Raw genomic sequence first — 24,167 nt, forward strand, 5'->3', positions numbered from 1 at the left:
CACGCCGATCAGGACTACACACGGTCCGGCTCAAAGCCCGGTCTCGATCCCGTCTGGACAAGAGGCAACTCCTGAAAACTCAGGTGTTGCAACCAACCCTAGAAACCGCCGACGGGCGGGGTTCCGGCAAAGTCGGGTTCCCGGCGGCCGTCTTCGGTGGGCGCAGGTCGACGGCCTCTCCAGCGATGTCTTGAATGAGTCATTCAGGACCGCCCACGCCCTGAATGACTCATTCAAGACATCGAATCGCGGGCGCGGGCGAGTGAGCCGGGGTCCGTTGCGCGGCAGCGGCGGAGGCCGGGCGACTGAACCGGGACTCTGCCCGGGCCCCTGCCAGGGAAGGGCGGAGTTCCGGTCGGGCGGTCAGGGCTTCAGCGCCGCGGCCCGTGACTGCAGGTAGCTCTGCTCCGGCAGGCTCAACGTCCGCCGGGCAGCGGCCAAGTAAGCCTCCCGCGCCCCCTCGACATCACCGGACAGCTCCAGCAAGTGCGCCCGTACCGCGTCCACCCGGTGGTGCTCCTTCAACTCCGTGCCCGCCAGCTCCGCCAACCCCGCCTCGGGCCCATTGACCTGCGCGAACGCCACCACCCGGTTCAGCGTCACCATCGGCCCCGGCGCCACCACCCGCAGCAGGTCGTACAGCGTGAGGATCTGCGCCCAGTCCGTCTCTCCGGCCGTCGGGGCCTCGGCGTGGACCGCCGCGATCGCCGCCTGGAGCTGGTACGGGCCCACCGCGGCCGTCGACAGCGCGCCCGTGATCAGCGAAATCCCTTCTTCGATGAAGGCGCGGTTCCAGCGCGTGCGGTCCTGGTCGGCCAAGGGCACCAGCGCGCCCGACGACGAAACGCGGGCCGGGCGGCGGGCGTCCGTCAGGAGCATCAACGCCAGCAACCCCATCACCTCGCCGTCGGCCGGGAGCTCCGCGCTCAGCCGGCGGACCAGGCGGATCGCCTCCGTCGTCAGCTCGACGCGGTTCAGCGCGTCGCCCGAGCTGGCCGTGTGGCCCTCCGTGAAGATCAAGTACAGCACCTGCAGTACCGCCGCCAGCCGCTCCGGACCGCCCTCACGCGTGAGGCGCTCGCCGCGGATTTTCTGCTTCGCGCGGCTGATCCGCTGGCCGATCGTCGCCTCCGGGACGAGGAACGCGCGGGCGATCTCCGCCGTCGTCAAGCCGCCGACCGCGCGCAGCGTCAGCGCCACCTGGGACGGCTGAGTCAGCGACGGGTGGCAGCAGAGCAGCAGCAACGTCAGCGTGTCGTCCACCCCGACCGGCTCCGGCTCCGGCAGCGAAGCCAGTGCCACCGCTTCTTCACGCCGCTGCCGGGCGGTCTCGCTGCGCCACTGCTCGATGCGCCGCCGGGACGCCGTCGTGATCAGCCACCCCTTCGGGTGATCCGGGATCCCCGATGACGGCCACTGCTGCGACGCCGCCAGCAGCGCCTCCTGGACGGCGTCCTCACAGGCCTCGAAATCGCCGTACCGCCGGACCAGCGCTGCCAGGACCTCGGGCGCGAGCGAGCGCAGCAGATCGGGAATCACAGGTCCGGCCCGTGCAGCCCCATCACCGGCCGCACTTCGACCATCGCGAACGCGGCTTCAGGGATCCGCGCGGCGATCTCGACGGCGCGTTCCTGACTCTCGCAGTCGAGCAGGTAGAAGCCGGCGAGGAACTCCTTGGCCTCGGCGAACGGCCCGTCGGTCGTCGTCGTGCCGCGCTCGCCCACGCTGACCCGCGTGGTGAGCTCGGGGAACGCGAGCCGCTCGGAGATGATGCGCTCGCCCGACGCGTCGAGGTCGTCGCTGAGCTGCTGGTAGTAGGCCAGCCCGGCGGCTTGCTGCTCGGCGCTCATGCCCTCCCAGGCCGCGCGGGACTCGGGGTTGCCGTAGATCAGGACCACGTATTTCACGAAAGCCTCCGGTCGATGTCGAAATCCGCGCGGCGGCGCCTACGTCCCTTCCGACCGGCACCACACCCCAGGAGGATGGCATGACCGAGCAGGACGACAAGCGGATTCGCGCACTGGTGGCCGCCCGCGCGGCGGCGATGACCGAACGTGACGCCGAGGCGATCGCCGCACAGTGCGCGAAGGACGTCCGCGCGTTCACCCTGGCCCCGCCGCTCGTGCACCACGGCGAAGACGTCGAGGCCCGCACGGCCTGGTTCGCGGGCTTCGACGGCCCGATCGAGTACGAGGTCCGCGACCTCGAAGTCACCATCGGCGGCGACGTCGCCTTCAGCCACGCCCTCAACCGGCTGTCGACGACGCCGAAGGGCATGCCGCAGCCGTTCGAGCTGTGGTTCCGCTCCACCCTCGGCTTCCGCAAGCAGGACGGCGAGTGGCGGATCACCCACGTGCACGACTCGACGCCGTTCTACATGGACGCCACGATGAGCGCCGCGCTGGACCTCAAGCCCTGAAACGACGAATGGCCGGCCGGGACGCACCCCGGCCGGCCATTCGCAGGAAATCTCAGAGGATCTCGGCGGACGTCCCGACGTCCGGCGGGCCCAGGTCGGGGTTCAGCGCCCCGCTGAACTCGACCAGTTCCGCCTTCACCTCGTGCGGCTGGATGCGCCCGTCGCGGATGTCCTCCGCGTAGTGGCACGCCACCCGGTGACCGCCGCCGATCTCACGCAGCTGCGGGCGGTCGGTGTCGCACAGGCTCGCCTGCTTCCACGGGCAGCGCGTGTGGAAGCGGCAGCCCGTCGGCGGGTTCGCCGGCGAAGGCAGGTCACCGGCGAGCAGGATCTGCTCGCGGGTGTCCTCGACCTGCGGGTCCGGCACCGGGATCGCCGACAGCAACGCCCGCGTGTACGGGTGCAGCGGTTCCCGGTACAGCGAGTCCGCGTCGGTCTCCTCGACCAGCGCGCCCAGGTACATCACGCCGATGCGGTCGGAGATGTGCCGCACCACCGCGAGGTCGTGCGCGATCACCACGTACGTCAGGCCGAGCTGCTCCTGCAGGTCCTCCAGCAGGTTCACCACCTGGGCCTGCACCGAAACGTCCAATGCGGACACCGGCTCGTCGGCGACGATCAGGTCCGGCTCCACGGCCAGCGCCCGCGCGATGCCGATGCGCTGACGCTGCCCGCCCGAGAACTCGTGCGGGTACTTCCGCAGCGCCGTCTCCGGGAGGCCGACCGCGGACAGCAGCTGCCGCAGCCGCCGCTGGGTGGCTTCCTTGTCCTTGTCGAGGCCGTGCGCGTGCATGCCCTCGACGAGGATCGACTCCACCGACTGGCGCGGGTCCAAACTGGACAACGGGTCCTGGAAGATCATCTGCATCCGGCGCCGGGCCTTCCGCAGTTCCTCACCCTTCAGCTTGGCGACGTCGGTGCCGTCGAAGACCACCGAGCCCGCCGTCGGCTCGCTGAGCCGCAGGATCGCCCGGCCCAGCGTGGACTTGCCGCACCCGGACTCGCCCACCAGGCCGTAGGTCTCGCCGCGGCGGATGGACAGGTCGACACCGTCGACCGCGTAGACGTGACCGACCGTCCGGTCGAACACGACCCCGCTCTTGATCGGGAAGTGCACTTTGAGGTCGGTGACCTCCAGCAGCACGTCGCCAGCAGGACGGGTCATCGGGCTCCTCCTCCCGCCGCGACCGCCGGCCGCACGGGGTTGTGACAGCGCAGCAGCCCGCCCTGGTCGGGCACCAGCTGCGGCGAAACCTCACGGCAGACCGGCAGCGCGTTCGGGCAGCGGGGCGCGAACGCGCAGCCGCCCTCCCACGGGATGTTGTCGGACACCGAACCGCGGATGGGGACCAGCTTCTCGCCGCGGCCCGCGTCCAGGCGCGGGATCGAGGCGAGCAGCCCGTGGGTGTACGGGTGCCGCGGCTCGGCGAACAGCTGGTGCCGCTGCGCGCGTTCGACGATCTTGCCGCCGTAGAGCACGTTGACCTCGTCGCACAGCCCGGCGACCACGCCGAGGTCGTGCGTGATCATGATCAGCGCGGTCCCGGTGTCCTGCACCAGTTCCCGCAGCAGCGCCAGGATCTGCGCCTGGATGGTGACGTCCAGCGCGGTGGTCGGCTCGTCGGCGATGAGCAGCCGCGGCCGGCACGCCAGCGCGATCGCGATCAGCGCGCGCTGCCGCATCCCGCCGGAAAGCTGGTGCGGGTACTCGGAAAGCCGCCGCGACGGGTCCGGGATGCCGACCTTGTCGAGCAGGTCCGTCGCTTCCACGGTCGCCGCCTTGCGCGACATCCCGCGGTGGCGCTCCAGCACCTCGGTGATCTGCAGCCCGATCGGGATGACCGGGTTCAGCGAGGACAGCGGGTCCTGGAACACCATGCCGAGGTCGCGGCCGCGGCGGTCGCGCATGTCCTTGTCGGACAGCTTGAGCAGGTCGGTGCCTTCGAAGCGCACCGAACCGCTGACCTTGTTGCCGCGCCGGGCCAGCAGCCGCATGATCGCCAGCGACGTCACGGACTTGCCGCAGCCGGACTCGCCGACCAGGCCGACGGTCTGGCCCGGTTCGACGTCGAAACTGACGCCGTCGACCGCGGTGAACGACCGCTCGCCGCGGCGGACGAAGTCGACCGTGAGGTCACGAACTTCAAGGAGTGCCATGAGTTCTCACCGCCTGTTCTTCGGGTCGAGGGCTTCACGCAAGGACTCGCCGAGCAGCGTGAACCCGAGCGCGACGATGATGATCGCGATCGCCGGGTAGTACGCGAGCTCCGGGCGGACGTCGAGGAACTGGTGCGAGGCCTTGCCCAGCATCAGTCCCCACTCCGCCCGCGACGGGTCCGGGTCGCCCAGACCGAGGAACGACAGTGCCGCGGCCTCCAGGATCGAGGTGGCCAGCGTCAGGGTCGCCTGCACGATGACCGGGCCGAGCGAGTTCGGCAGCATGTGCCGGAACACGATCGCCCCGCGCTTGACCCCGAGCGACCTCGCCGCCAGCACGTGGTCGGCGTCGCGCTGCGAAAGCATGGAACCGCGCAGCAGCCGGGCGAAGATCGGCACGCCGATCATCGACACGGCCAGGATGACCGTCCACTGGCTCGGCTTCGCGAACAGCGCCGCGATCGAAATGGCCAGCAGCAGCGACGGGAACGACAGCATGACGTCGACCAGTCGCATGAGGACGGTGTCGACCCAGCCGCCGAACGCACCCGCCAGGCCACCGATGATCACGCCGATGATCACGCCGACGATCGTGGCGAGCACACCGACGATCAGCGTCTGCTGGGCGCCGGCGATCAGCCGCGACAGGAAGTCGCGGCCGAAGTCGTCCACGCCGAGCGGGAACCCGGCCTGCGCGCCCGGGATGAAGTTCGGCCGGATCTGGTCGCCGAGGTAGTGGACGTCCGGGTCCTTCGGTTCCAGCAGGGGCGCGAAGATCGCGACGATGAGGAACACACCGGTGATGACGGCGCCGGTGATCGCGACCGGGCTGCGCAGCATCCGGCGGATCGCGTCCCCGCCGAGGCTGTGCCCGCTCGCCGCGGCGAGCTTGTCGATCGGTTCCTTCTTCTTGTTGAGCAGAGTGTTCATCGCACACGCACCCTCGGGTCGATGATCCCGTACGAGATGTCGACCAGCATGTTCACCAGGACGTAGACCACGGCACCGAACAGCAGGAGTGCCTGCAGCCGGGGGTAGTCACGCCGTTCGATCCCTTCGGCCAGCAGGAAGCCGAGGCCGCGGAAGTTGAACACCCGCTCGGTCAGCACGGCGCCGCCGAGCAGCGCGCCGGTCTGCAGGCCGATGGTCGTGACCACCGGCAGCAGGCCGTTGCGCAGGACGTGCCGGGTGCGCACCACCTGCTGGGTCAGGCCCTTGGAGTTGGCCGTGCGGATGAAGTCCTCGTTGAGGACGTCCAGCACCGACGCGCGGGTGATCCGGGTGATCACCGCGAGCGGGATGGTGGCGAGGGCGAACGCGGGCAGGATCAGGTGCTTGATCGCGTCCCAGACGGCGTCCCACTCGCTCGTCATGATGCCGTCGAGGATGGCGAAGTTCGTGATCGCCGTGGCGTCGAGGCCCGCGGCCTGCCTGCCCTGTGACGGCAGGCCCAGCGGCGCGGCCAGGAGGTCTTGCATCATGTAGCCGAGGAAGAAGACCGGCACCGCGACGCCGATCAGGCTGAGCACGATGACACCGTTGTCAACCGGCCCACCGCGGTAGCGCGCGGACAGGTAGCCGGCCGGGATGCCGATGATGATCGCGATGATCATCGCGGTCATGCCGAGCTCGATGGTCGCCGGCAGGAAGGTGACGATCTCGCCCATCACGGGCTGGGTCGACACCAGGGAGTTGCCGAAGTCGCCGGTGAGCGCGCGGCCGAGGAACCCGAAGTACTGCACGAAGATCGGCTGGTCGAGGCCGAGCACGTGGTTGAGGTTGGCGATCTTCTCCGGCGTCGCCTTGTCACCCAGCAGGGCGGCGGCGGGACCACCGGGCAGGGACCGGAGCCAGGCGAAGACCAGGATGGACAGGATGAAGAGCGTCGGGATCGCTTGTAGCAGCCGACGCACGAGGAAACGGAGCACTTGCAGTCCTTTGTTGCCAGCCCGGGATCAGGCGCAGGGGGTGGGTGCGGTAGCACCCACCCCCTGCCTTTGGCTGAAATCCTTCAGTCAGTTCACGGTCACGGTGTTGAAACGCTCGTCGGTGAGCGGGCTCGCCACCAGACCCTTGACCTTCGGGCCGACCACGATCGCCGGGGTCGGGTACGCGATCGGGATTGCCGGGAGGAAGTCCATGATCTTCTTGTTGACTTCCTGGTACGCCTTGGCGTGGGCGTCACCGGCGGGCGAAGCGTCCGCCGCGCTCAGAGCCGCGAAGAGCTCCGGGTTGTTGAACCCGAACTCCTTCTTCTCGCGACCGAAGAACGTGCCGACGAAGTTGCCGGCGTCGTTGTAGTCACCGGTCCAGCCGAGCAGGTGGAGGTCCTGCTTGCCGGCCTTCTGCACGTCGTCCTTGTAGCCACCGTTCCACGGCTCGGCGTGGGCCTCGATCGTGACACCGATCTTCTTGAGGTCCTCGGAGATCGCCGTGAAGGTGTCCGCCGGGTTCGGCATGTACGGGCGGCTGACCTCGGTCGGGTAGTAGAACTTCAGCGTGAGGTTCTCGGCCCCGGCCTGCTTCAGCAGGTCCTTCGCCTTGTTCACGTCGTACGGGTACTTCGTGACGTCGTCGGTGTAGCCCGAGATGACCTTCGGGACGAACTCGGTCGCGACCTCGGAACCCTCGGCCAGCTTCGACTTCACGAACTGCTCGCGGTTGACGCCGTACGCCAGCGCCTGCCGGACGCGCACGTCCTTGAGCTTCGGGTTGTTGGCCTGGTTGATGCCCAGGTACAGCACGTTGAACGACGGGCGGATGAGCACCTGCTCGCCGTCGTTGCGCAGCAGGCCGTAGTCCGCCGGGCTCGGGTAGTCGTAGCCGTTGATGTCGCCGGCCTTGAGCGCCTGCTTGCGGGCGTTCTCGTCCGGGATCACCTTGAAGATCAGCTTGTCGAGCTTCGCGGGCGACGGGCTGGTGTCGTTGCGCACCAGGGTGATCTCACCCTTGGCCTGGTCCCAGCTCTCGAACTTGAACGGGCCGGTGCCGACCGGGTGCTTGTTCGCGTACTCGCTGTAGGTGAACGAGTCGCCGCTCTGGGTGACCGTGTCCGCGTTGTACTGCTTGAGCGCGGTCGGGCTCTCGATGGAGAACGACGGCAGCGTGAACGCCGACGGGAACGCACCCTTGGCCTTGTTGAGGTTGAGGACCGCGGTCGTCGGGTCCTTCGCCTCGCAGCTCTTGTAGACGGGGTCGCCGCTCGCGTCGCCCTCGTTCTTGGCGAAGCCCTCGAAGACGTCGCCGTAGTAGATCATCTGGCTCTGGGCGGCGGCGCCCTTCATGTTGTACCAGCGGTCGAAGTTGTAGCAGACCGCCGTGGCGTCCATCGGGGTGCCGTCGGAGAACTTCACGCCGGACTTGAGCGAGAACGTCCAGGTCTTGCCCTCGTTGCTCGACTCCCACTTCTCGGCGAGAGAGGGCTCGAGGTCGGCGGTGCCCGGCTTGTTCTGGATCAGCGTGTCGTAGATCTGCCGCGTGATCCGGAAGGTCTCGCCCTCGTCGTTGAACGCGGGGTCGAACATCTTCGGGTTACCGGCCGCGCCGAAGATCATCGTGCCTCCGGTACCACCCCCGGCGCCCTCTTCACGCTTGGATTCCGCACAGGCGGACAGCGAAACCGCGAGCGCGCCGGCGAGCCCGATCAGGGCCACGCGGCGTGTTCGGGTCAGCCGCAATTGCTGCATCTGGCACCCCTTGGGAGATGTTCGGGTTCAAAGTCACCGTCCGGTCGGTCAGGAACTCGACGGACGGTCGGTGTGCCCGCCGACACTAGCGGGAACTCGCCCCAGGCTTAAGTACGTGAGGTTACGATCGCGCTACGTGGGCGTCGATTTGACCGCAATGTGTCCACAAATCACGACAGACTGTGACCATTTGTGGCCGACCACTCCGCCCGGTGGCGGATCCCTAACTCAGATGGCGGTACCAACGTTAGCCCGGTCGTGTTGAACCGACAGACTTCCCTTGATCGATCCGGAGTGGTCCGTTCACGCACGGTGACGGCTCGGTTTCCGACGAAAGTCGGGTATCGGCGGCCTCGGCGGTGCCGTCCACGGCGAACCAGCCGCGCTCGAACCGTTGCCAGCGGCCCAGTTCGGCCCGGGCGGCTTCGCCGTCGCGCGCGACGGTCCGGCTCAGTCGCTCCTCTTCGGAGCCGCCGGAGAGCCAGCAGAGGTGCGAAAGCAGGGGTCTTGCCGAAGTGCGGCCGCACGAGACGCCCTCCAGCACCAGGACTTCCGGCACGGGCACCCGGACGAGCTCACCCGGCCGGGGTGCCCCGGATGTCCAGTCCATCCGCCGGTAAGCGCCTTCGACGCCGTTCGCGAGGGGTTTCAGGACGCCGTCAACCAGCCGGGGCCACCACGAAACCGGGTCGTCCCACGTCGCGAAGGCGTCGGTGCTCACCAGCTCGGTCCGGCACCCGCGCGCACGCAGCCCGGCGACGACCCGATCGGCCAGTGTGGACTTCCCGGCGCCCGACGGGCCGTCGATGGCCAGCAGCCGCACCGCCCCCAACCGGGCGGGCGCGGCGAGCAGGGCTTCGATCACCCGGTCACTTGCTGACGCGCTCGACCTCGGGCAGCCCTTTGACGTTGTCGGGCGCGGTGGTCCGCGCCTCCAGCTCGGTGATCCGGGCGGCCAGCTCGCGCTTGGCGTCCTCGAGCTCGCACCGCAGCAGCGCGGTCTCCTCGACCGACGTGCGCACCTCTTCCTCCAGGTGCCCGACCTCGGTCGACAGGTGCAGCGACACCAGGGCCAGCACGACGCCGGCGAGGAGGAAGACGAAGTTCGACGGCGTCTGCACGCCGGTGTGCTTGGCGAGGAACTCGGCCGCCTGCGGCAGCACCGCGAGGACGACGACGCCGACCGCGACGACGAGCCACACGCCCGCGTACTTCTCGCGCAGCTTCCGCCGCCGCATCATCTCGAGGACGACGAACAGCACGACGCAGGCGACGATGATGCTGAGGATGCGCCAACCGGCCATTTCCAAGTTCCCCTTACGCCGAGTCGGAGGAGTCGACCGCGGGCCGGCGGCGCACGAGCGCCAGCAGCAGCGCGAGCCCGGCCCGGCTCAGGTAGACGGCCGACTTGACGGGTGAGTGGCTGGGCGTGCCGCCCGCGCGCTCCCGCATGACGACCGGGATCTCCTTGATGGTCAGCTTGGCCCGGATGGCCATCACCAGGGACTCCACGGTGTCACCGAGGTACTCCGCCGGGTAGTAGCCGGCGAACAGCCGGATCGCGCGCGGCCCCATGGCCTTGAACCCCGACGTGACGTCGGTGAGCTTGGTCTTCGCCAGCCGCGAGAACACAAGCGAGAGCGCGACCATCGCGTACTTGCGCGGCCCGCTCGCCTTGTACGAGCCCTTGCCGGCGAACCGGGAGCCGATCACGATGTCCGCGTCGTCCAGGCCGCGCAGCAGCGCGTCGAGCTCTTCGGGGTCGTGCTGGCCGTCCGCGTCCACCTGCACGACCACGTCGTACCCGCGGGCGGCGGCGTAGCGGAAGCCGGTGCGCATCGCGCCGCCGACACCCAGGTTCACCGCGAGCCGGGCCACCTCGGCCCCGGCCGCGCGGGCGAGCTTGGCGGTCTCGTCGACCGAGCCGTCGTCGACGACCAGCAGGTCGCCGCCCGGCAGGGCGCGTTTCACCTGCTCGATGACCGAAGCGACGCTCGCGGACTCGTTCAGCGCGGGCATCACGATGAGCACGCGGCGGCTGGTCACGGAGGTGCTGGACACGCGATCACTCTAGCCTTTCACTGCCCGTTACCGGCTGCGGACCCTGGAGCCGCACCAGCTGCGAGAACGCCCTGCTGGCCCGCGATCTCGTAGACGGAGGCGCCGGCGTTCTGGAACACGACCTTGAATCCGGGGGTGGTGTCGAGGTGGCTCAGGCCGGGCCCGCTGTTCGTCGACGGCGTGACCTTGCCCTTGCCGACGAAGACGTACCGCACCTTGAGGTCGGTCAGCAGTTCCCGCACGTGCGGGAACTGGTCGATGTCGTCGAGGTAGGTGCTGAGGTAGCCGGCCGGGGTGTCGAGCTCGGCGCCGTAGAAGGTCCATTCGACCGGCTGGACGCCGTCGAGCGCGTACATCCAGACCGAGCCGTCGGCCTTGCCGTTCATCACCCGCTCGCCCGGCTGGACGTGCGCGGCGAGCCAGTCGAACGCCTGGCGCTCGTCGTTGCTGACCGTCGGGCCGCCGTTGTAGTTCTGCTGCAGGCGGGCGGCGTTGCGGCCGATGTACCCGCCGCGGCTCAGGCCGCCCACGACGACCACGAGCAGCACGACGCCGACCGTGGTGAGCGTCGCCGGGGAGACGTTCGGCAGCCGGTTGCCCGCCTTGCGCGCGAACCAGCGGGCCGCGGTGTCGGTGAACTCGCCGAACGCGACCGCCCCGGCCAGCGGGACCAGCGCGCCGATCCGCCAGTGGTCGTTGTAGAAGATGCCGGTGAGGGTGTGGATGAGCGGCGTCTCCAGCGAGACGGTGGCCGCGAACAGCCCGCCGAACACGACGTAGGCGGCGACCATCCACAGCATCCGCCGGTGCTTCACCAGCAGGAAGATGCCGATCAGGGCCGGCACGCCGATCCACCACTGCGGGAAGGCCGCCATCGGCGAGAACGTGAGCGTCTCGCCGAGGCCGCCGGTGACGGTGGCTTCGGAGCTCCAGAACGCGCTGGTCACGCCGCCCGCGTTGTACAGCGACGGCAACGCCAGTGGCAGCCCGCAGACGACGGCGAGCGCGACCGTGGCCCCGAGCGAGGCCGCCGACCGGCGCCAGTCGATCCGCTCGGCCTTGAAGAGCACGGCGAGCAGGATCAGCAGGAAGTACACGACGACGACGAACGCGACGCTGGTGTGCAGGCCGATCAGGCCGGCGACGCCGACACCGATCGCGGCCGGGCCCGAGATCCCGCGCGGCTCCAGCAGCCGGCGGCCGAGCGCGAGCATCGCGGGGATCAGCGCGACGCCGGCGACGTACGGCCAGAGCGGGCCGCGCCACAGCGAGTCGTACGGGAAGTTGGTGAACGACGCCGCCACCGCCGCGGCCGCGGCGGTGGCGATCGCCGGCATCCGCCACACGTGGCACATCGCCGCGACGCCGATCGGCACGCACAGGATCACCGTGAGCGCGCCCATGTTCAGCGTCGGCATCATCGCCAGGCCGGCCTTGTCGAAGACCAGCGCGAGCAGGGCGTGGTAGGTGTCCGGGTAGAAGTAGTTCGTCTGGTTCGGCAGGTTCGCGATGGTGCCGACGGTCGACGGCCGGGCGTCGCCGTGCTCGGCGATCCAGCGGACCAGGTTGGCGTGGAACGGCGCGTCCCAGCCCTGCTGGACCTGGTTCAGGCCGCGGGCGCCGCGCAGGAACGTGACGATGCCGACGAGGCTGCCGGCCAGGACGCCGGCACCGATCAGCAGGTGTTCGCGCAGGGACCGGGCGGGGGCCGCCGCGGCTGCGTCCCGCTCGGCCCAGTCCGGGTGGCGCCGGGCGGTGAACCGCTGGACGACGAACGCGAGCCCGAAGCCGACGGCCGAGAGCACGAGCGTCCAGAGCGCGACGTCGAGGATCGTCCAGCGGATGCCGAGCCCGCCGAGCACCGGCACGCCCAGGCTGACGATGCCGAACGTCAGGATCGGCGCGGCCGCGGCGAGCAGCCAGCCGCGCAGCCGGATCGCGGCCCCGAAGACGAGGCCCGGCAGCCAGAAGGCGAGCACGACCAGAAGTACGTTCATGGTTTTCCGCTGTCCAACCTCACCGGCGATACCCCGCCGATTCCTGTCCCCGGTCCGGCCGGGGTCACCCTACTGGGACGTCCGAAGCGGGCCGCACGTTGCCCGGACGTCGCAAGACGAACATCAACACGACCACGAGACCCAGCGTGGGCCCCCCGGCCAGCCCGGCGACCGCCTTGAGGATCGGGTCGCCCGGCACGAGCAGCAGCGTCACCGCGGTGGCGGCCGCGACCACGGCCCAGGTGACGAGCACCTTGTTCGCCTCCTTGCGGGCCACCAGCACCGCCGTCATCAGCTGCAGTGCCGTGAGCAGCACCGCACCCCACACCATCCACGCCACCCACCAGCCCTGGGCGACGAAGTCCGAGCCGTAGAGCAGCGACACCAGCCACGGCCCGATCAGCCAGCCGACCAGGGCGCCGACGACACCGAGGGCGACCGTGCCGAGCGCGCCGAGCGCCAGCAGCCGCCGCAGCCGGTGCGTGCCCTCCTCGGTGCCCGAAAGCCGGACGACCGTCGGCACGGCGAGCGCCTGCAGCGGGGAAAGCAGCAGCAGCGGCACCCGGGACACGGTGAGCGTCGCGAACAGGACGCCGACGTCGGCCACCGAGCCACCGGGCGCGAGCAGGCTCACCATCGCCGGGTAGCCGGTGATGACGCTCGCGGTCAGCGCGGCGCCGGTCAGCAGGACGAGGATCCGGCCGGTCACCGGCCCCCAGCCCTCGCCGTCGGCGTGCGGGTCGACCAGCCCGGAGACCGGCTTGACGAACAGCAGCCAGGCGAACGAGCCGGTCGCGGCCGCGATCGCGAACGACGTCACGCCGGTGAGCCCGGCGGCGGCGATCCCGGACAGCACGAGCACGCGGACCGCGGCTTCGGCGACGACCAGCCAGGAGTACGGCTTGATGCGCTGCTGCCCGACGAGCAGGCCGCGGGCGGCGAACTGGCAGGCGAACGAGATCGCGCCGCACAGCACGATGACGCCGAGCGCGGTGTTGCCCCCGTAGAGCCGGTCCGAGAGCACCGGCACGGCCATCGTCAGCGCCGCGACCACGGTGACGGTCACCGCGCCGACGGTCAGGGCGCGCAGCGCGGGCTTGCCCGCCCGGCCGCCGTCGAGCGCGGCCACCGCGGACTGGCGGGACAGCTCCTGCTCCAGCGGCGACAGCGCGCTGCCGAGGCCCATCAGGATGCCCCAGAACGAGAGGTAGACCTTGCTGTTCTCCGGCCCGAGCCAGCGGGTGGCGACCAGCGTCAGCACGTAGCCGAGCGCGATCGCGACGAGCAGCGAGATGCCGATCTTCCCGGCCGAGCGCCCGGTTTCCTTCGCCAGGCTGCGCCCGTCCGTCTCGTCGGACTCGTGGGTCACCGGCGAGCTCATCGTCCCCGCCGCCGGCGGGCACGCAGCGCCATGACGAGGCCACGGACGGCACCGGCGCCGAAGCCGGCACCGAAGACCGGAGCCAGCTTCGCGACGGCCTTGGCCTCCGCGTTCGTCGCGCCGAAGCGCGTCACGGCCGCCCCGGCCGCCGCCGACCCGGCGGCCGCGAGCAGCACGGCCGTCTTCGGGCGCTTGGCCGCGAGGCCGAGGCCGAGCAGGCCGACGCCGAACGCGGCGAACAGGCCGTTGCGGGCCGGGCCCGGCGAGCCGAGGTAGGAGTCGACGAACGTCGTCCCGCGGAAGTACGCCTGGGCGGCGAACTTCTTGAAGCTCTCGCGCCCGTGGTAGGTCGCGGAGAACTCCGGGGCCAGGAAGATGCGGTGCCGTTCGGCGATCCAGCGCAGGACGCCGGTGTCGTCACTGGCGAAGCGGACGTCCTCGAACAGGGAAACGAAAGCGTCCGAAGCCGACTCGAGAACCGCGCGCGGTGCGGAAAAGAATCCGGTGCCCTTCGGGAACAGGTCGAACTCTTCGATGCCGAAGGACATCAGGCGCGGATCCGCGCAGTACCGGCGCCAGGGGATCTTCACCAGCCCGGCCATGAAACCGGCGTACGGGTTGTCCTCGGAAGCGACGTTGACGTGGCCGTTCCAGACCGTCCGCTCGGGGTGGTCGACCAGCTGGTCGCGCAGGAACGTCAGCGCGCCGATGTCCACCACCACCCGGCTGTCCAGCAGCAGGATCTGGTTCCCGGCGGCCTTGGCGATGCCCGCCCGCCGGGCCTCGAAGCGGCCCGAGTTGGCCTGGCTGAGCACGGTGATGCCGTGGCGTTCGCGCAGCTCGTCGAGCCGCGTGGGCGTGGCGTCCGTGCTGCCGTCGTCGACGACGACGACCTCGATCGGCCAGCTGGCCTCCGCGGCGGAGGCGATCAGTGCGCCGACACTGCGTTCGATCCAGTCCTGCTCGTTGTAGACCGGGATCACGACGCTGAGCGAGGGGAGGAGCGGGTTCGCACTCACCGGGCCGAGGCTACCCGGCGGCCCCCGCGGCGGGTCGGCCAGTATCCTTGCGCCACCGCACCCGACCAGAAATGGGCCTTCACGGTGATTTCCTTCATTCTCGGCACCACCGCGGAACTGATCAAGATCGCGCCGGTCTACCACGGGATCCGCGATCGCGGGATGCGGCCGAAGATCTGGTTCACCGCGCAGCACGTCGACGAGGTCGCGGACGTCCTCGCGGACCTGGACATGCCGGCGCCCGACGTCTGGCTGGTGCCGGAGGAGAAGGCCCACAACCTCGAGTCGCCGGCGCAGGTGCCGGGCTGGGCCGCGCAGGTCATGCGCACCGCGTGGAGCCGCCGGCACGAGCTGCGCGCCGCGCTGACCGAAGACGGCCGTCCCCCGCTGGTGCTGGTGCACGGCGACACGTTCACCACGCCGTACGGCTCGCTGATCGGGAAGCGGATCCTCAAGTCCCGCGTCGGGCACGTCGAGGCGGGCGCGCGGTCGGGCAGCATCCTGTCGCCGCTGCCCGAGGAGCTCAACCGCAAGATCGCGGCGAAGATCGTCGACATCCACTTCGCGCCGAGCGCGCGTGAGGTGAACAACCTCCGCAACGCCCGCGGGGTGGTCGTCGACACCGAGGCGAACACGGCGATCGACGCGATGCGACTGGCGATCAACGGGCCGCTGGACGTGCCGAACCTGCCGGAGAAGTTCGGCCTGGCCACGCTGCACCGCTTCGAGCTGGTCTCGCGCCCGGACAAGTACCGCGAGGTGCTGGAGATCCTGCGCGAGCAGAGCCGCAAGATGCCGATCCTGTACATGGCCGGGGCGCCGGAGCGCGAGAAGATCCGCGCGCTGGGCATCGGGAACATCTTCGACGACCAGTTCATCGTCCAGCCGAAGATGCGGTACCTGAAGTTCCTCCCGCTGGTGGCGCGCGCCGAGTACGTCGTCACCGACTCGGGTGGTCTTTCGGCCGAGTGCTACTACCTCGGCCTGCCGTGCGCGGTCCACCGCGAGCGCACGGAGACGCCGCAGCACCTCGGCGAGACGGTCGTGCTGACCGAAATGCGCGGCGACAAGCTGCAGAACTTCCTCGACACGTACCAGAACCGGCGTGGCGAGTCCTGGATGGACAAGTACCACCCGTCCGAGATCGTCGTGGACACGCTGGCGCAGCTCGGCTACTGCTGAGGCTCTCGTCCGGGTGATCCCGGTCGCCGCTCCCGCGGCGATCGGGCAGCTTTTCCGCCATGATCCACATCGGACTGGCGGTGCTGCTCGCCGTTTCGCCGGTGGTCGACCAGGACTCGGTCCGTTCGGCCGCACTGGACGCGGGCTACCAAGCGGAGTACGTCGGCGAGGCGGGCCCGATCGCGCGGGCGATCCACGCGGCGTACGACATCCCGGCATCGGTGACGGTGGCGCAGTCGATCCTGGAGTCGAACTGGGGCCGCAGCAAGCTGTCGACGGCCGAGCTCAACTATTTCGGCTTCAAGTGCGTGACGCCGACGAGCCCGGGGCCGATCGCATTGCGGTGTGCGCGGTATCCGACCACGGAATGCATTCCGTCGCCGTGCCATCCGGTGGATGCGTTTTTCCGTTCGTACGCCTCGGTTTTCGACTCATTCCGCGACTACGGGCGGCTGTTGACGACTTCGTCGAACTACGCGGCGGCGTTGCCGGTGCGGAGCGACCCGGACGCGTTCATCCGGGCGGTGGCGCGCAAGTACGCCACCGACCCGGAGTACGCGAACAAGGTGATCAGGTTGATGGACCTCTACGACCTGCGCCGCTTCGACGCCGCTTAGAGCGCGCGGCCCAAGGTCAGCGACTTCCGCCATCCGCACACCGCGCCGGAGTGTCTTGAATGAGTCATTCAAGACCTCCCAAGCCCTGAATGAGTCATTCAGGGCACCGCGGCCGACGGTCGAGCGACAAGCGACCCGCGGCAACGCCGCTATAGGACACGGCGGCCCGAGAGGGCGCGACCCAGGGTCAGCTCGTCCGCGAACTCCAGGTCACCGCCCATCGGGAGCCCTGACGCCAGCCGCGTCACGCTCAGCCCCGGGAAGTCCCTCAGCATCCGCACCAGGTACGTCGCCGTCGCTTCGCCCTCCGTGTTGGGGTCCGTCGCGATGATGATCTCGCTGATGTCCGCTTCGCCGATGCGCTTGAGCAGCTCGCGCATGCGCAGCTGCTCCGGCCCGATGCCCGACAGCGGGTCGAGCGCGCCGCCCAGGACGTGGTAGCGGCCCTTGAACTCGCGCGTGCGCTCGACCGCCAGGACGTCCTTCGGCTCCTCGACCACGCAGATGACCGTGAGGTCGCGGCGCTCGTCGCGGCAGATGCGGCACTTCTGCTGCTCGGAGACGTTGCCGCACACCTCGCAGAACTGCACGCCCTCCTTGACCTTGCCGAGGACGTCCTGCAGCCGCGAGATGTCCACCGGGTCGGTGGCCAGCAGGTGGAACGCGATCCGCTGGGCGCTCTTCGGCCCGACCCCGGGCAGGCGCCCGAGCTCGTCGATCAGGTCCTGGACGACACCTTCGTACAAGTTCGTCAGCCGCCGAAGCCGAGGGCGCCGAGGTCCGGCATGCCGCCACCGCCGCCGAGACCGCCGGCCAGCGGGCCGAGCTTCTGCTCGGTGAGCTTCTGCGCGCTCGCCGACGCGTCGCGGACCGCCGCCACGATCAGGTCGGACAGCGTTTCGACGTCGTCCGGGTCGACGACCTTCGGGTCGATCTGCAAGCTCTTCAGCTGGCTGTCACCGGAGACGGTCGCGGTGACCAGCCCGCCACCGGACGTGCCGGTGACCTCGGTGTTGGCGAGCTCCTCCTGGGCCTCGACGAGCTTCTGCTGCATCTGCTGCGCCTGCTGCATCAGCTGGGAAATGTCGAAGCCGCCGCCGGGTTGCACCATGATCGCACTCGGTCCTCTCTGCACGCCTGTGTCGCCACCAGGGTAGTCGCGCCACGGCTGGTGCCGGGTTGTGGCACCGTGGTCGCCGTGCGACGCGCGATTGCCCCCCTGCTGCTGGCCGGTGCCCTGCTGCTCACCGGCTGTGAAGAAGACACCCCGGCAGCACCGGCACCGGCTCCCGTGACCACCCGGACGGTCACGCCGGCACCGACGACCGTGACGCCCACGACGACGTCACCTCCTTCCTCGGTCGCGCCCCCGCCGGTACCCGCGTCCGGCAAGGTCGTCGTGCTCGACCCCGGCCACAACGGCGGGAACGGCTCACACCCGGCGGAGATCAACCGGCAGGTCCCGGCCGGGCGCGGCCAGAAGAAGCCGTGCAACACGACCGGCACCGCCACCAACGCCGGCTACCCCGAGCACGCGTTCACCTGGGACGTCGCCCAGCGCGTCGGGAAAGCGCTGGCGGGCAAGGGAATCCGCGTCGTCTACACGCGACCGGACGACACCGGCGTCGGCCCCTGCGTCGACAAGCGGGCCGCGATCGGCAACGACGCGAACGCCGACGCCGTCGTCTCCATCCACGCCGACGGCTCGACCGCGGCCGGCGCGAACGGCTTCCACGTCGCGTACTCGTCGCCGCCGCTGAATGCCGCGCAGGGCGAGCCGTCGACGCGGCTGGCGCAGGTCGTCCGCGACACGATGCGCTCGGGCGGCTTCAGCACGTCGAACTACATCGGCGGCAACGGCCTTTCGGCGCGCGCGGACCTCGGCGGGCTCAACCTTTCGACGCGGCCGTCGGTGCTCGTCGAGTGCGGGAACATGCGCAACGCGGCGGAGGCGGCCCGGATGACCAGCGCGGAGGGACGCCAGCAGTACGCGTCCGCCATCGCGGCGGCGATCGAGGCCTACCTGGCTTCCTGAGCCTCGAGGACGGCCTCGCCGTGGCTCGTCGCCCACTTCGTGAGGACGCCGATGGGCTCGACGAGCGTCTGCCCGAGAGTGGTCAGGCAGTACTCGACGCGCGGCGGCGCTTCGGCGTACGCGCGGCGGTCGACGAGGCCGTGGCCCTGGAGCTTGCGCAGCGTCTGGGTGAGGACCTTGCGGGAGATGCCGCCGATGAGGTCGACGAGTTCGCCGTGGCGCCGCGGGCCGCGGCTGAGCGCGAACACCACGACGACGGCCCACTTGTCGGCGATGATTTCGATCGCCAGCCGGGCCGGGCAGTCGGCCAGGAAGACGTCGCCGGGGAAGTCACCCATGGGAACCAAGGTACCGAGCGGTACCCGTCGGGTTCCTAGGCTCGGGAGCATGGAACTTCCCGAAAGCTCTCACCGGCTGTTCGAGCGGCCGTTCAACGCGGTGCTGACGACGATCAACCCGGACGGCTCGCCGCAGACCTCGATGGTCTGGGCCAGCCGCGAGGGCGACGAGATCGTGATGGGCATGGAGGGGCGGCGGCCCAAGGTCCGCAACATCCGCCGCGACCCGCGGGTGACGGTGCTGATCGAGGACCACGACGGCCACGACGAGCGCGGGCTGCCGCAGTACTTGCTCGTCCGGGGGACGGCCCGGATCGTGGGCCCGGACATCGCCGACGAGTTCACGGCGCTGATGGACCGGCAGGCTCAGCGGTACCTCGGCGTGCCGAAGTACCTGCTGGGCAACCAGGGTTCGCCGACGGCGGTGATCGTGCGGATCACGGCGGACCGGGTGACGGGCATCGGCCCCTGGGCCTCCTGAAAGCCGTACCCGGAGGGTCGGCGAGCCGACCCTCCGGGTTCAGTCCAGGGGGCGGGCGCCGAGGTGGTCGGAGATCAGCTTGCGGGCCAGCTCGTCCGGGTCCTTGTCCGGCGGGGGCGGAGGAGGCGGCGGGGCCGGGCTGGCGTCCTCGTTGTAGAGGTCCTCGTCGTCCTCGTCGGAGGGTTCCGGGGGCAGCGGGATGTCCGGCTCCGCCGTGGTCACTCGGGGCCGCGCGGGTGCGGCGGGCGCCGGCGCGGGCCGGGCGGGTGCTTCGGCGGGCGCGGCGGCCGGGGCCGCCGACTGCCGGGTGAACGACCGTTCCGGCGCGGGCGCGGCCTGCTGCGCCCGCGCGGCGGGCGCGGCCGGGGCGTTGCCGTGGACGCAGCGGACCCGCCACTCGCCGCCGACGACGTCCGCCAGCGCGCCGGCGATCTTCTGGGCGTTGTCCTGGTCGGACAGGCGGCGGGCCAGGGGTTCGGACTTGTGCGTGAGGGTGAGGGCGTGCCCCTCGACGGTCGCGACGGTGGCCTGCGTGAGCATCGCCTCGAGGCTCCGGCCGCCGGTGAACTTGCGCAGGGCGGTCATGAGCTGCGGCCAGACGTTCCGGATCGCGGCGGCATCCAGGCTCCCGGGCGCGGCTTGCTGAGCCGGAGCCGGAGCCGGGGCTGCCGCGGCCGGCGGGGCGCTGGCGGTCGAAGCCGCGGCCGCCGGAGCGGGCGTGCCGCCGCCGGGGGTTCGCGGCGTTCCCCAGCCGCTGTCCGCGGGCTTGGCCGCCGGCGCGGGTTCCGCCGCCGGAACGGGTTCGGGCGCAGGCGCGGGTCGTGGCGCGGGCTCGGCTTTCGCCGCCTCGGGCTCCGGGGCCGCGGCCGGCGCCGGCTCGGCCGAACCCGGACGCTGCGACGGCCGGGAAAACGCGCGCTCCGGCGCCGCCCGTACCGGGGGCTCCACGCCACCCTCGGCAGGCGCGCCACCGCCACCGGCCAGCGTCGCGCGGCGTTCGAGCCGCTCGAGGCGGGCCAGCAGCGCGTTCTCCGCCTCCGCCACCGACGGCAGCAGCATCCGCGCGCACAACAGTTCCAGCACCAGCCGGGGCGACGTCGCCCCGCGCATCTCCAGGAGTCCATTGTGGACGATGTCCGCGTACCGCGAGAGCGTCGCCAGGCCGATCCGCTCGGCCTGCGCGACCATCCGCGACAGCTCTTCCTCCGGCGCGGACACCAGCCCGCCCGCGGAGTCCGGGACCGCGCGCAGCAGCACCAGGTCGCGCAGCCGGTCGAGCAGGTCGGTCGCGAACCGGCGCGGGTCGTGCCCGGCCTCGGTGACCTTCTCGACCGTGCCGAACACCGTCGCGGCGTCCTCGGTCGAGAGCGCGTCCACCATGTCGTCGATCAGCGCGACGTCCGTGACGCCCAGCAGCGCCACCGCGCGCGAATACGAAACGCCGTCCGGGCCCGCGCCGGCGAGCAGCTGGTCGAGCACCGACTGCGTGTCCCGCGCGGAACCGCCGCCGGCCCGGATGACCAGCGGGTACACCGCCGGCTCGACCTCGACGCCCTCGGCCGCGACGTTGCCCTCCAGGAGCGTGCGCATCGCGCCCGGCGGGATCAGCCGGAACGGGTAGTGGTGCGTCCGCGAGCGGATGGTGGTCAGCACCTTGTCCGGCTCGGTGGTCGCGAAGATGAAGATGACGTGCTCGGGCGGCTCTTCCACGATCTTCAGCAGGGCGTTGAAGCCCTGCGTGGTGACCATGTGCGCCTCGTCGATGATGAACACGCGGTACCGCGACTCGGCCGGCGCGTAGAACGCCTTGTCGCGCAGCTCGCGGGCGTCGTCGACGCCACCGTGGCTGGCGGCGTCGAGCTCCGTGACGTCGACGCTGCCCGACCCCTCGGGGGCGAGCGCCTTGCACGAGTTGCACTCGCCGCACGGGTCCGGCGTCGGCCCCTTGGCGCAGTTCAGCGAGCGCGCCATGATGCGCGCGCTGGACGTCTTGCCGCAGCCGCGGGGGCCGGAGAAGAGGTAGGCGTGGTTGATCCGCCCGGCGGACAACGCCGTGCGGAGGGGTTCGGTCACATGCTCCTGCCCGACGACCTCGGCGAAGGTTGCCGGACGGTACTTGCGGTACAGCGCGAGAGCCACGCCGCGAGACTACCGGGGACGTCCGACAACCTTCGCCGTGCGGTCAGGGCAGCTGGGCCAGGAGGCCGTTCACCTTGGCGACGTGCTCGGCGGTGAAGGCGTCACGCGCCCGCGCCTTGCCCAGTTCGCCGTCCAGGTACGGCTGCAGACCCGACCGCGGGCCGTCGAGCACCGCCTGCGCGACGGCGTTGACCTCGGGGCCGTCGGACAGCGTCCGGGTCACATAGATGTCCAGGTCGACCAGGTGCGCCTCGTGCTGACCGTGGGCGAGGAACTCCCGGATGTCCGCGACGCTGCCGTCGAGTGCCTGCTGCGCCCACGACTTCGTCGACGGGCCGCCGGCCGCCATGATCTGGTTGACCTCGACGCGGTCGTCGGTGTCGCGGCCCGGGTAGTCCCCGGTCCGCAGCAGCGCGGCGACACCGGCGTACGGGCCCGCGAGCGCGTCACGGGCGGCCTGCCGCAGGCCCGGGCGAGCCTTCGGGTCCGCCGCGATCGCCGCGACGGCGGCGCGGTCGTCGGACTCCTGCGCGACGGCGAGACCGCTGTGCACGAACGTGACGACGTCGTCGTCCGAGCCGCTCAGCGCGGCGCGGGCGGCGTTCTTGACGGCGGCGGCGCCGGTGCGCAGCAGGTAGACCGACGCGCGACGGCCGTTCGGCACGGTCAGCGCCGGGTCGGCCGCGTCGGTGAGCAGCTTGTCGTTGTCCGTCTTGGCCTGCGCCGCGCGGGCCGCCTCGTCGCGGGCCTGCTGCTGCGCGGCGGCCTCGGCACCCGCGGCCGCCTGGGCGTCCTGCCGTCCCTTGGTCTTCTGGGCGGCGAGCCGGTCGGTGTTCGCCTGCCGCGCGTCCGAAGCGAGCTTCCGCGCCCGCTCTTCGGCGAGCCGCACGATGAGGGGGTGGTTGGCGGCGGCGCCCGCCTTGGCGCCGTCGAGCTGGCCCTGGACCGCGGCGAGTTCGGTGTCCCCGTCCGCGGCGACCTGCCGCCACACGGCGAGGAAGTACCGGACGTCGTCCGGGGTGCCGTCGAGCGCCGTCTGCGCGGCCGCCTGGACCTCCGGACCGCCGGCGGCCAGCGCCTGGTTCGCGGTGATCCGCTCGTCGGTGTCCCTGGCCTGCTGCAGGCCGGTCTCGAGGAACGCCCGGACGTCGGCGGGCGTGCCGTCGAGCGCCTTCTGGGCCCGGGCGTTCACGGTCGGGCCACCGGTGCTCATGGCCTGCCCGACGGCGATCCGGTCGTCGGCGATCCGGGCCTGGGCCAGGCCGGTGGCGAGGAACGCGCGGACGTCCTCGATGGTGCCGTCGAGCGCCTTCTGGGCGGCGCGCTTGGTGACCGGACCGCCGGTCGTCAGCGTCTGCGTGACCAGGACCCGGTCATCGTCGTCCCGGGCCTGCTGGCGGCCCGTCGCCAGGAATGCCTGCAGGTCGGCCGGCGAGCCGAGCAACGCTGCTTCGGCGGCTCTGGCGACGCCCGGGCCACCGGTTTCCAGGTATCCCACGGCCTGGGCCCGGTCGGGCAGGACGTCCGCGGCCGCCGGCGTCGCGAAGACCCCGGCGACGAGAGCCGCGGCAATGATTACTGCGTTCGCACGCAAGAAAAACCCCCTCGATCGATGATCGTTCCGCTCCCATATCGCCGGGCCGGTCGGAATGTTTCCGATAACCTCGGACTTCGTGAGCCGCACGCGAAAACCCGGGCCGGTGGCCGGGCGGTACCCCGTCAGGTTCGGGACGGCGGAGCTGCTGCGCGACTCCGACCGCGGCAACGCCTGGCTGGTGTCGGTGGACGGCGTCGCCCAGTCGTACGTCGACCTCGACGACCCGGCCGCCCTGGAGTTCGACTACGTCCGCCGGTTCGGCGACGTCGTGGACGAGCTGCCGCCGGGCCCGCTGGACGCACTGCACATCGGCGGGGCGGCGTGCACGCTGCCCCGCTACGTCGCGGCGAAGCGCCCGGGGTCGCGGCAGCTGGTGTTCGACGTCGACGGCGAGCTGGTCGAGCTGGTCCGCGCCCAGCTGGGGCTGCGGGTGCCGGGCCTGCGCGTCCGCGTGACGGACGGCCGCTCCGGGCTGACGACGAGACGCGAGGACTCGGCGGACCTGGTGGTGGTCGACGCGTTCGAGCGGGCGACCCTGGCCGGCGGCCTGGCCACGCTGGAGGCGACGCGGGCGATCGCGGCGATCCTCCGCCCGGCGGGGACCTACCTGGCCAACATCACGGATGGCGCGGGCCTCCCGTTCGCCCGCCGCTTCCTGGCGACGCTGCACGAGGTGTTCCCCGAGGTCCTGCTGCTGGCGGACCCGGCGGTGCTGAAGGGCCGCCGCTTCGGCAACCTGGTGTTCGCGGCCTCGGCGGCCGGGCTCCCCACGGCAAAGCTCGCGCGGCGAACGGCCTCAGCGGCGTTCCCGGCGAGGTGTGTGTACGACGCGGAGCTGCGGAAGCTGGCAGGCCGGGCAACGCCGATCACGGACGAGGACCGCCCGCCGTCGCCGCAGCCGCCGGAAGACGTGCTGGGCCTGTTCTAGGTCGTGAGTGAGAAACAGCGGTAACTAGTCAGGTGGTTGCGGGGCTGGTTGGAAGCCAGGGGTTTCCGGTGATGGCGTCGCGGAGTGCGGTGATGACGTTGAGGCCGTTCTTGCCGACGGTGGAGACGTA

Annotated in this window: 24 protein-coding genes; 6 read left to right on the plus strand and 18 right to left on the minus strand. The window is 70.9% G+C overall.

The window, feature by feature from the left end:
• Window positions 1-363: 363 nt before the first annotated feature.
• Both QQ657_RS54840 and QQ657_RS54845 read right to left on the minus strand, forming a co-directional pair.
• Window positions 364-1,539, minus strand: coding sequence for an RNA polymerase sigma factor (locus tag QQ657_RS54840; RefSeq protein WP_284750441.1), 1,176 nt, complete (start codon window positions 1,537-1,539; stop codon window positions 364-366).
• Window positions 1,536-1,907 carry a YciI family protein gene (locus QQ657_RS54845; protein WP_284750442.1) on the minus strand — a complete coding sequence of 124 codons (372 nt, stop codon included), beginning with the start codon at window positions 1,905-1,907 and terminating at the stop codon, window positions 1,536-1,538. The genes QQ657_RS54840 and QQ657_RS54845 overlap by 4 nt, the downstream gene beginning before the upstream one ends.
• An 80-nt stretch (window positions 1,908-1,987) precedes the next feature.
• On the opposite strand from QQ657_RS54845, the gene QQ657_RS54850 reads away from it, so the two are divergent.
• Window positions 1,988-2,419 (plus strand): YybH family protein, encoded by a 432-nt coding sequence (locus QQ657_RS54850; protein ID WP_284750443.1) that lies wholly within the window; start codon window positions 1,988-1,990, stop codon window positions 2,417-2,419.
• Window positions 2,420-2,471: 52 nt separating this feature from the next.
• On the opposite strand, the gene QQ657_RS54855 is transcribed toward QQ657_RS54850, so the two are convergent.
• From QQ657_RS54855 to QQ657_RS54905, 11 genes are all read right to left on the minus strand, one after another.
• On the minus strand, window positions 2,472-3,584 hold the full coding sequence (locus QQ657_RS54855) for an ABC transporter ATP-binding protein (RefSeq protein ID WP_284750444.1): 1,113 nt from the start codon (window positions 3,582-3,584) through the stop codon (window positions 2,472-2,474).
• The gene (locus QQ657_RS54860; protein WP_284750445.1) at window positions 3,581-4,576 is read right to left on the minus strand and encodes an ABC transporter ATP-binding protein; all 996 of its coding nucleotides are present in this window, start codon (window positions 4,574-4,576) and stop codon (window positions 3,581-3,583) included. The genes QQ657_RS54855 and QQ657_RS54860 overlap by 4 nt, the downstream gene beginning before the upstream one ends.
• A gap of 6 nt (window positions 4,577-4,582) precedes the next feature.
• Complete coding sequence (locus QQ657_RS54865; RefSeq protein WP_284750446.1) at window positions 4,583-5,506, minus strand: ABC transporter permease; 924 nt, start codon at window positions 5,504-5,506, stop codon at window positions 4,583-4,585.
• Complete coding sequence (locus tag QQ657_RS54870; RefSeq protein WP_284750447.1) at window positions 5,503-6,504, minus strand: ABC transporter permease; 1,002 nt, start codon at window positions 6,502-6,504, stop codon at window positions 5,503-5,505. The genes QQ657_RS54865 and QQ657_RS54870 overlap by 4 nt, the downstream gene beginning before the upstream one ends.
• Window positions 6,505-6,591: 87 nt before the next feature.
• Window positions 6,592-8,262: an ABC transporter substrate-binding protein gene (locus QQ657_RS54875; RefSeq protein ID WP_284750448.1), complete on the minus strand. Its 1,671-nt coding sequence runs from the start codon at window positions 8,260-8,262 to the stop codon at window positions 6,592-6,594.
• A 247-nt stretch (window positions 8,263-8,509) separates the two neighbouring features.
• Window positions 8,510-9,094: a uridine kinase family protein gene (locus tag QQ657_RS54880; RefSeq protein WP_434056873.1), complete on the minus strand. Its 585-nt coding sequence runs from the start codon at window positions 9,092-9,094 to the stop codon at window positions 8,510-8,512.
• A gap of 37 nt (window positions 9,095-9,131) precedes the next feature.
• Entirely contained in the window at window positions 9,132-9,566 is a 435-nt protein-coding gene (locus tag QQ657_RS54885; protein ID WP_284750450.1) for a DUF2304 domain-containing protein, read from the minus strand.
• 13 nt (window positions 9,567-9,579) lie between these two features.
• Window positions 9,580-10,281, minus strand: a complete 702-nt coding sequence (locus QQ657_RS54890; RefSeq protein ID WP_434056874.1) for a glycosyltransferase family 2 protein — start codon at window positions 10,279-10,281, stop codon at window positions 9,580-9,582.
• A 59-nt stretch (window positions 10,282-10,340) separates the two neighbouring features.
• Entirely contained in the window at window positions 10,341-12,320 is a 1,980-nt protein-coding gene (locus QQ657_RS54895; RefSeq protein ID WP_284750452.1) for a DUF6541 family protein, read from the minus strand.
• Between the two features lie 64 nt (window positions 12,321-12,384).
• Window positions 12,385-13,689, minus strand: coding sequence for a polysaccharide biosynthesis protein (locus QQ657_RS54900; protein ID WP_284750453.1), 1,305 nt, complete (start codon window positions 13,687-13,689; stop codon window positions 12,385-12,387).
• A gap of 8 nt (window positions 13,690-13,697) precedes the next feature.
• Window positions 13,698-14,720, minus strand: coding sequence for a glycosyltransferase family 2 protein (locus QQ657_RS54905; RefSeq protein WP_284750454.1), 1,023 nt, complete (start codon window positions 14,718-14,720; stop codon window positions 13,698-13,700).
• An 84-nt stretch (window positions 14,721-14,804) separates the two neighbouring features.
• Here QQ657_RS54905 and QQ657_RS54910 point away from each other — a divergent pair, with 84 nt between their 5' ends.
• Both QQ657_RS54910 and QQ657_RS54915 read left to right on the plus strand, forming a co-directional pair.
• The gene (locus tag QQ657_RS54910; RefSeq protein ID WP_284750455.1) at window positions 14,805-15,902 is read left to right on the plus strand and encodes a UDP-N-acetylglucosamine 2-epimerase; all 1,098 of its coding nucleotides are present in this window, start codon (window positions 14,805-14,807) and stop codon (window positions 15,900-15,902) included.
• A gap of 59 nt (window positions 15,903-15,961) precedes the next feature.
• Window positions 15,962-16,519, plus strand: coding sequence for a glucosaminidase domain-containing protein (locus tag QQ657_RS54915; protein WP_284750456.1), 558 nt, complete (start codon window positions 15,962-15,964; stop codon window positions 16,517-16,519).
• 149 nt (window positions 16,520-16,668) lie between these two features.
• On the opposite strand, the gene recR is transcribed toward QQ657_RS54915, so the two are convergent.
• Window positions 16,669-17,265, minus strand: a complete 597-nt coding sequence (recR, locus tag QQ657_RS54920; RefSeq protein WP_284750457.1) for a recombination mediator RecR — start codon at window positions 17,263-17,265, stop codon at window positions 16,669-16,671.
• A gap of 5 nt (window positions 17,266-17,270) precedes the next feature.
• Complete coding sequence (locus tag QQ657_RS54925; protein WP_284750458.1) at window positions 17,271-17,630, minus strand: YbaB/EbfC family nucleoid-associated protein; 360 nt, start codon at window positions 17,628-17,630, stop codon at window positions 17,271-17,273.
• A 78-nt stretch (window positions 17,631-17,708) separates the two neighbouring features.
• Between QQ657_RS54925 and QQ657_RS54930 the strand changes: the two genes are divergently transcribed.
• Window positions 17,709-18,554, plus strand: a complete 846-nt coding sequence (locus tag QQ657_RS54930; RefSeq protein WP_284750459.1) for an N-acetylmuramoyl-L-alanine amidase — start codon at window positions 17,709-17,711, stop codon at window positions 18,552-18,554.
• Here the strand turns inward: QQ657_RS54930 and QQ657_RS54935 are convergent.
• Window positions 18,539-18,892 (minus strand): winged helix-turn-helix transcriptional regulator, encoded by a 354-nt coding sequence (locus tag QQ657_RS54935; RefSeq protein ID WP_284750460.1) that lies wholly within the window; start codon window positions 18,890-18,892, stop codon window positions 18,539-18,541. The genes QQ657_RS54930 and QQ657_RS54935 overlap by 16 nt on opposite strands.
• Before the next feature lie 49 nt (window positions 18,893-18,941).
• On the opposite strand from QQ657_RS54935, the gene QQ657_RS54940 reads away from it, so the two are divergent.
• Complete coding sequence (locus QQ657_RS54940) at window positions 18,942-19,373, plus strand: TIGR03618 family F420-dependent PPOX class oxidoreductase (protein ID WP_284750461.1); 432 nt, start codon at window positions 18,942-18,944, stop codon at window positions 19,371-19,373.
• Window positions 19,374-19,412: 39 nt separating this feature from the next.
• Here QQ657_RS54940 and QQ657_RS54945 read toward each other — a convergent pair whose 3' ends face one another.
• Complete coding sequence (locus QQ657_RS54945; protein ID WP_284750462.1) at window positions 19,413-21,512, minus strand: DNA polymerase III subunit gamma and tau; 2,100 nt, start codon at window positions 21,510-21,512, stop codon at window positions 19,413-19,415.
• Between the two features lie 43 nt (window positions 21,513-21,555).
• Window positions 21,556-23,106 carry an ALF repeat-containing protein gene (locus QQ657_RS54950; RefSeq protein WP_284750463.1) on the minus strand — a complete coding sequence of 517 codons (1,551 nt, stop codon included), beginning with the start codon at window positions 23,104-23,106 and terminating at the stop codon, window positions 21,556-21,558.
• 55 nt (window positions 23,107-23,161) lie between these two features.
• Between QQ657_RS54950 and QQ657_RS54955 the strand changes: the two genes are divergently transcribed.
• On the plus strand, window positions 23,162-24,037 hold the full coding sequence (locus tag QQ657_RS54955; protein WP_284750464.1) for a spermidine synthase: 876 nt from the start codon (window positions 23,162-23,164) through the stop codon (window positions 24,035-24,037).
• The last annotated feature ends 130 nt before the right edge of the window (window positions 24,038-24,167 follow it).

Origin of the sequence: Amycolatopsis ponsaeliensis (assembly GCF_030182635.1) — a bacterium.
GTDB classification, from domain to species: Bacteria; Actinomycetota; Actinomycetes; order Mycobacteriales; family Pseudonocardiaceae; genus Amycolatopsis; species Amycolatopsis ponsaeliensis.

Excerpts from the sequence above, each read along its gene's own strand:
- QQ657_RS54885 (WP_284750450.1), bottom strand. The coding sequence starts at position 9,566 with ATGGCCGGTTGGCGCATCCTCAGCATCATCGTCGCCTGCGTCGTGCTG.
- QQ657_RS54935 (WP_284750460.1), bottom strand. The coding sequence starts at position 18,892 with ATGGGTGACTTCCCCGGCGACGTCTTCCTGGCCGACTGCCCGGCCCGG.
- QQ657_RS54890 (WP_434056874.1), bottom strand. The coding sequence starts at position 10,281 with ATGCCCGCGCTGAACGAGTCCGCGAGCGTCGCTTCGGTCATCGAGCAG.
- QQ657_RS54940 (WP_284750461.1), top strand. The coding sequence starts at position 18,942 with ATGGAACTTCCCGAAAGCTCTCACCGGCTGTTCGAGCGGCCGTTCAAC.
- QQ657_RS54895 (WP_284750452.1), bottom strand. The coding sequence starts at position 12,320 with ATGAACGTACTTCTGGTCGTGCTCGCCTTCTGGCTGCCGGGCCTCGTC.
- QQ657_RS54850 (WP_284750443.1), top strand. The coding sequence starts at position 1,988 with ATGACCGAGCAGGACGACAAGCGGATTCGCGCACTGGTGGCCGCCCGC.
- QQ657_RS54860 (WP_284750445.1), bottom strand. The coding sequence starts at position 4,576 with ATGGCACTCCTTGAAGTTCGTGACCTCACGGTCGACTTCGTCCGCCGC.
- QQ657_RS54855 (WP_284750444.1), bottom strand. The coding sequence starts at position 3,584 with ATGACCCGTCCTGCTGGCGACGTGCTGCTGGAGGTCACCGACCTCAAA.
- QQ657_RS54875 (WP_284750448.1), bottom strand. The coding sequence starts at position 8,262 with ATGCAGCAATTGCGGCTGACCCGAACACGCCGCGTGGCCCTGATCGGG.
- QQ657_RS54925 (WP_284750458.1), bottom strand. The coding sequence starts at position 17,630 with ATGGTGCAACCCGGCGGCGGCTTCGACATTTCCCAGCTGATGCAGCAG.
- QQ657_RS54955 (WP_284750464.1), top strand. The coding sequence starts at position 23,162 with ATGTTTCCGATAACCTCGGACTTCGTGAGCCGCACGCGAAAACCCGGG.
- QQ657_RS54915 (WP_284750456.1), top strand. The coding sequence starts at position 15,962 with ATGATCCACATCGGACTGGCGGTGCTGCTCGCCGTTTCGCCGGTGGTC.
- QQ657_RS54865 (WP_284750446.1), bottom strand. The coding sequence starts at position 5,506 with ATGAACACTCTGCTCAACAAGAAGAAGGAACCGATCGACAAGCTCGCC.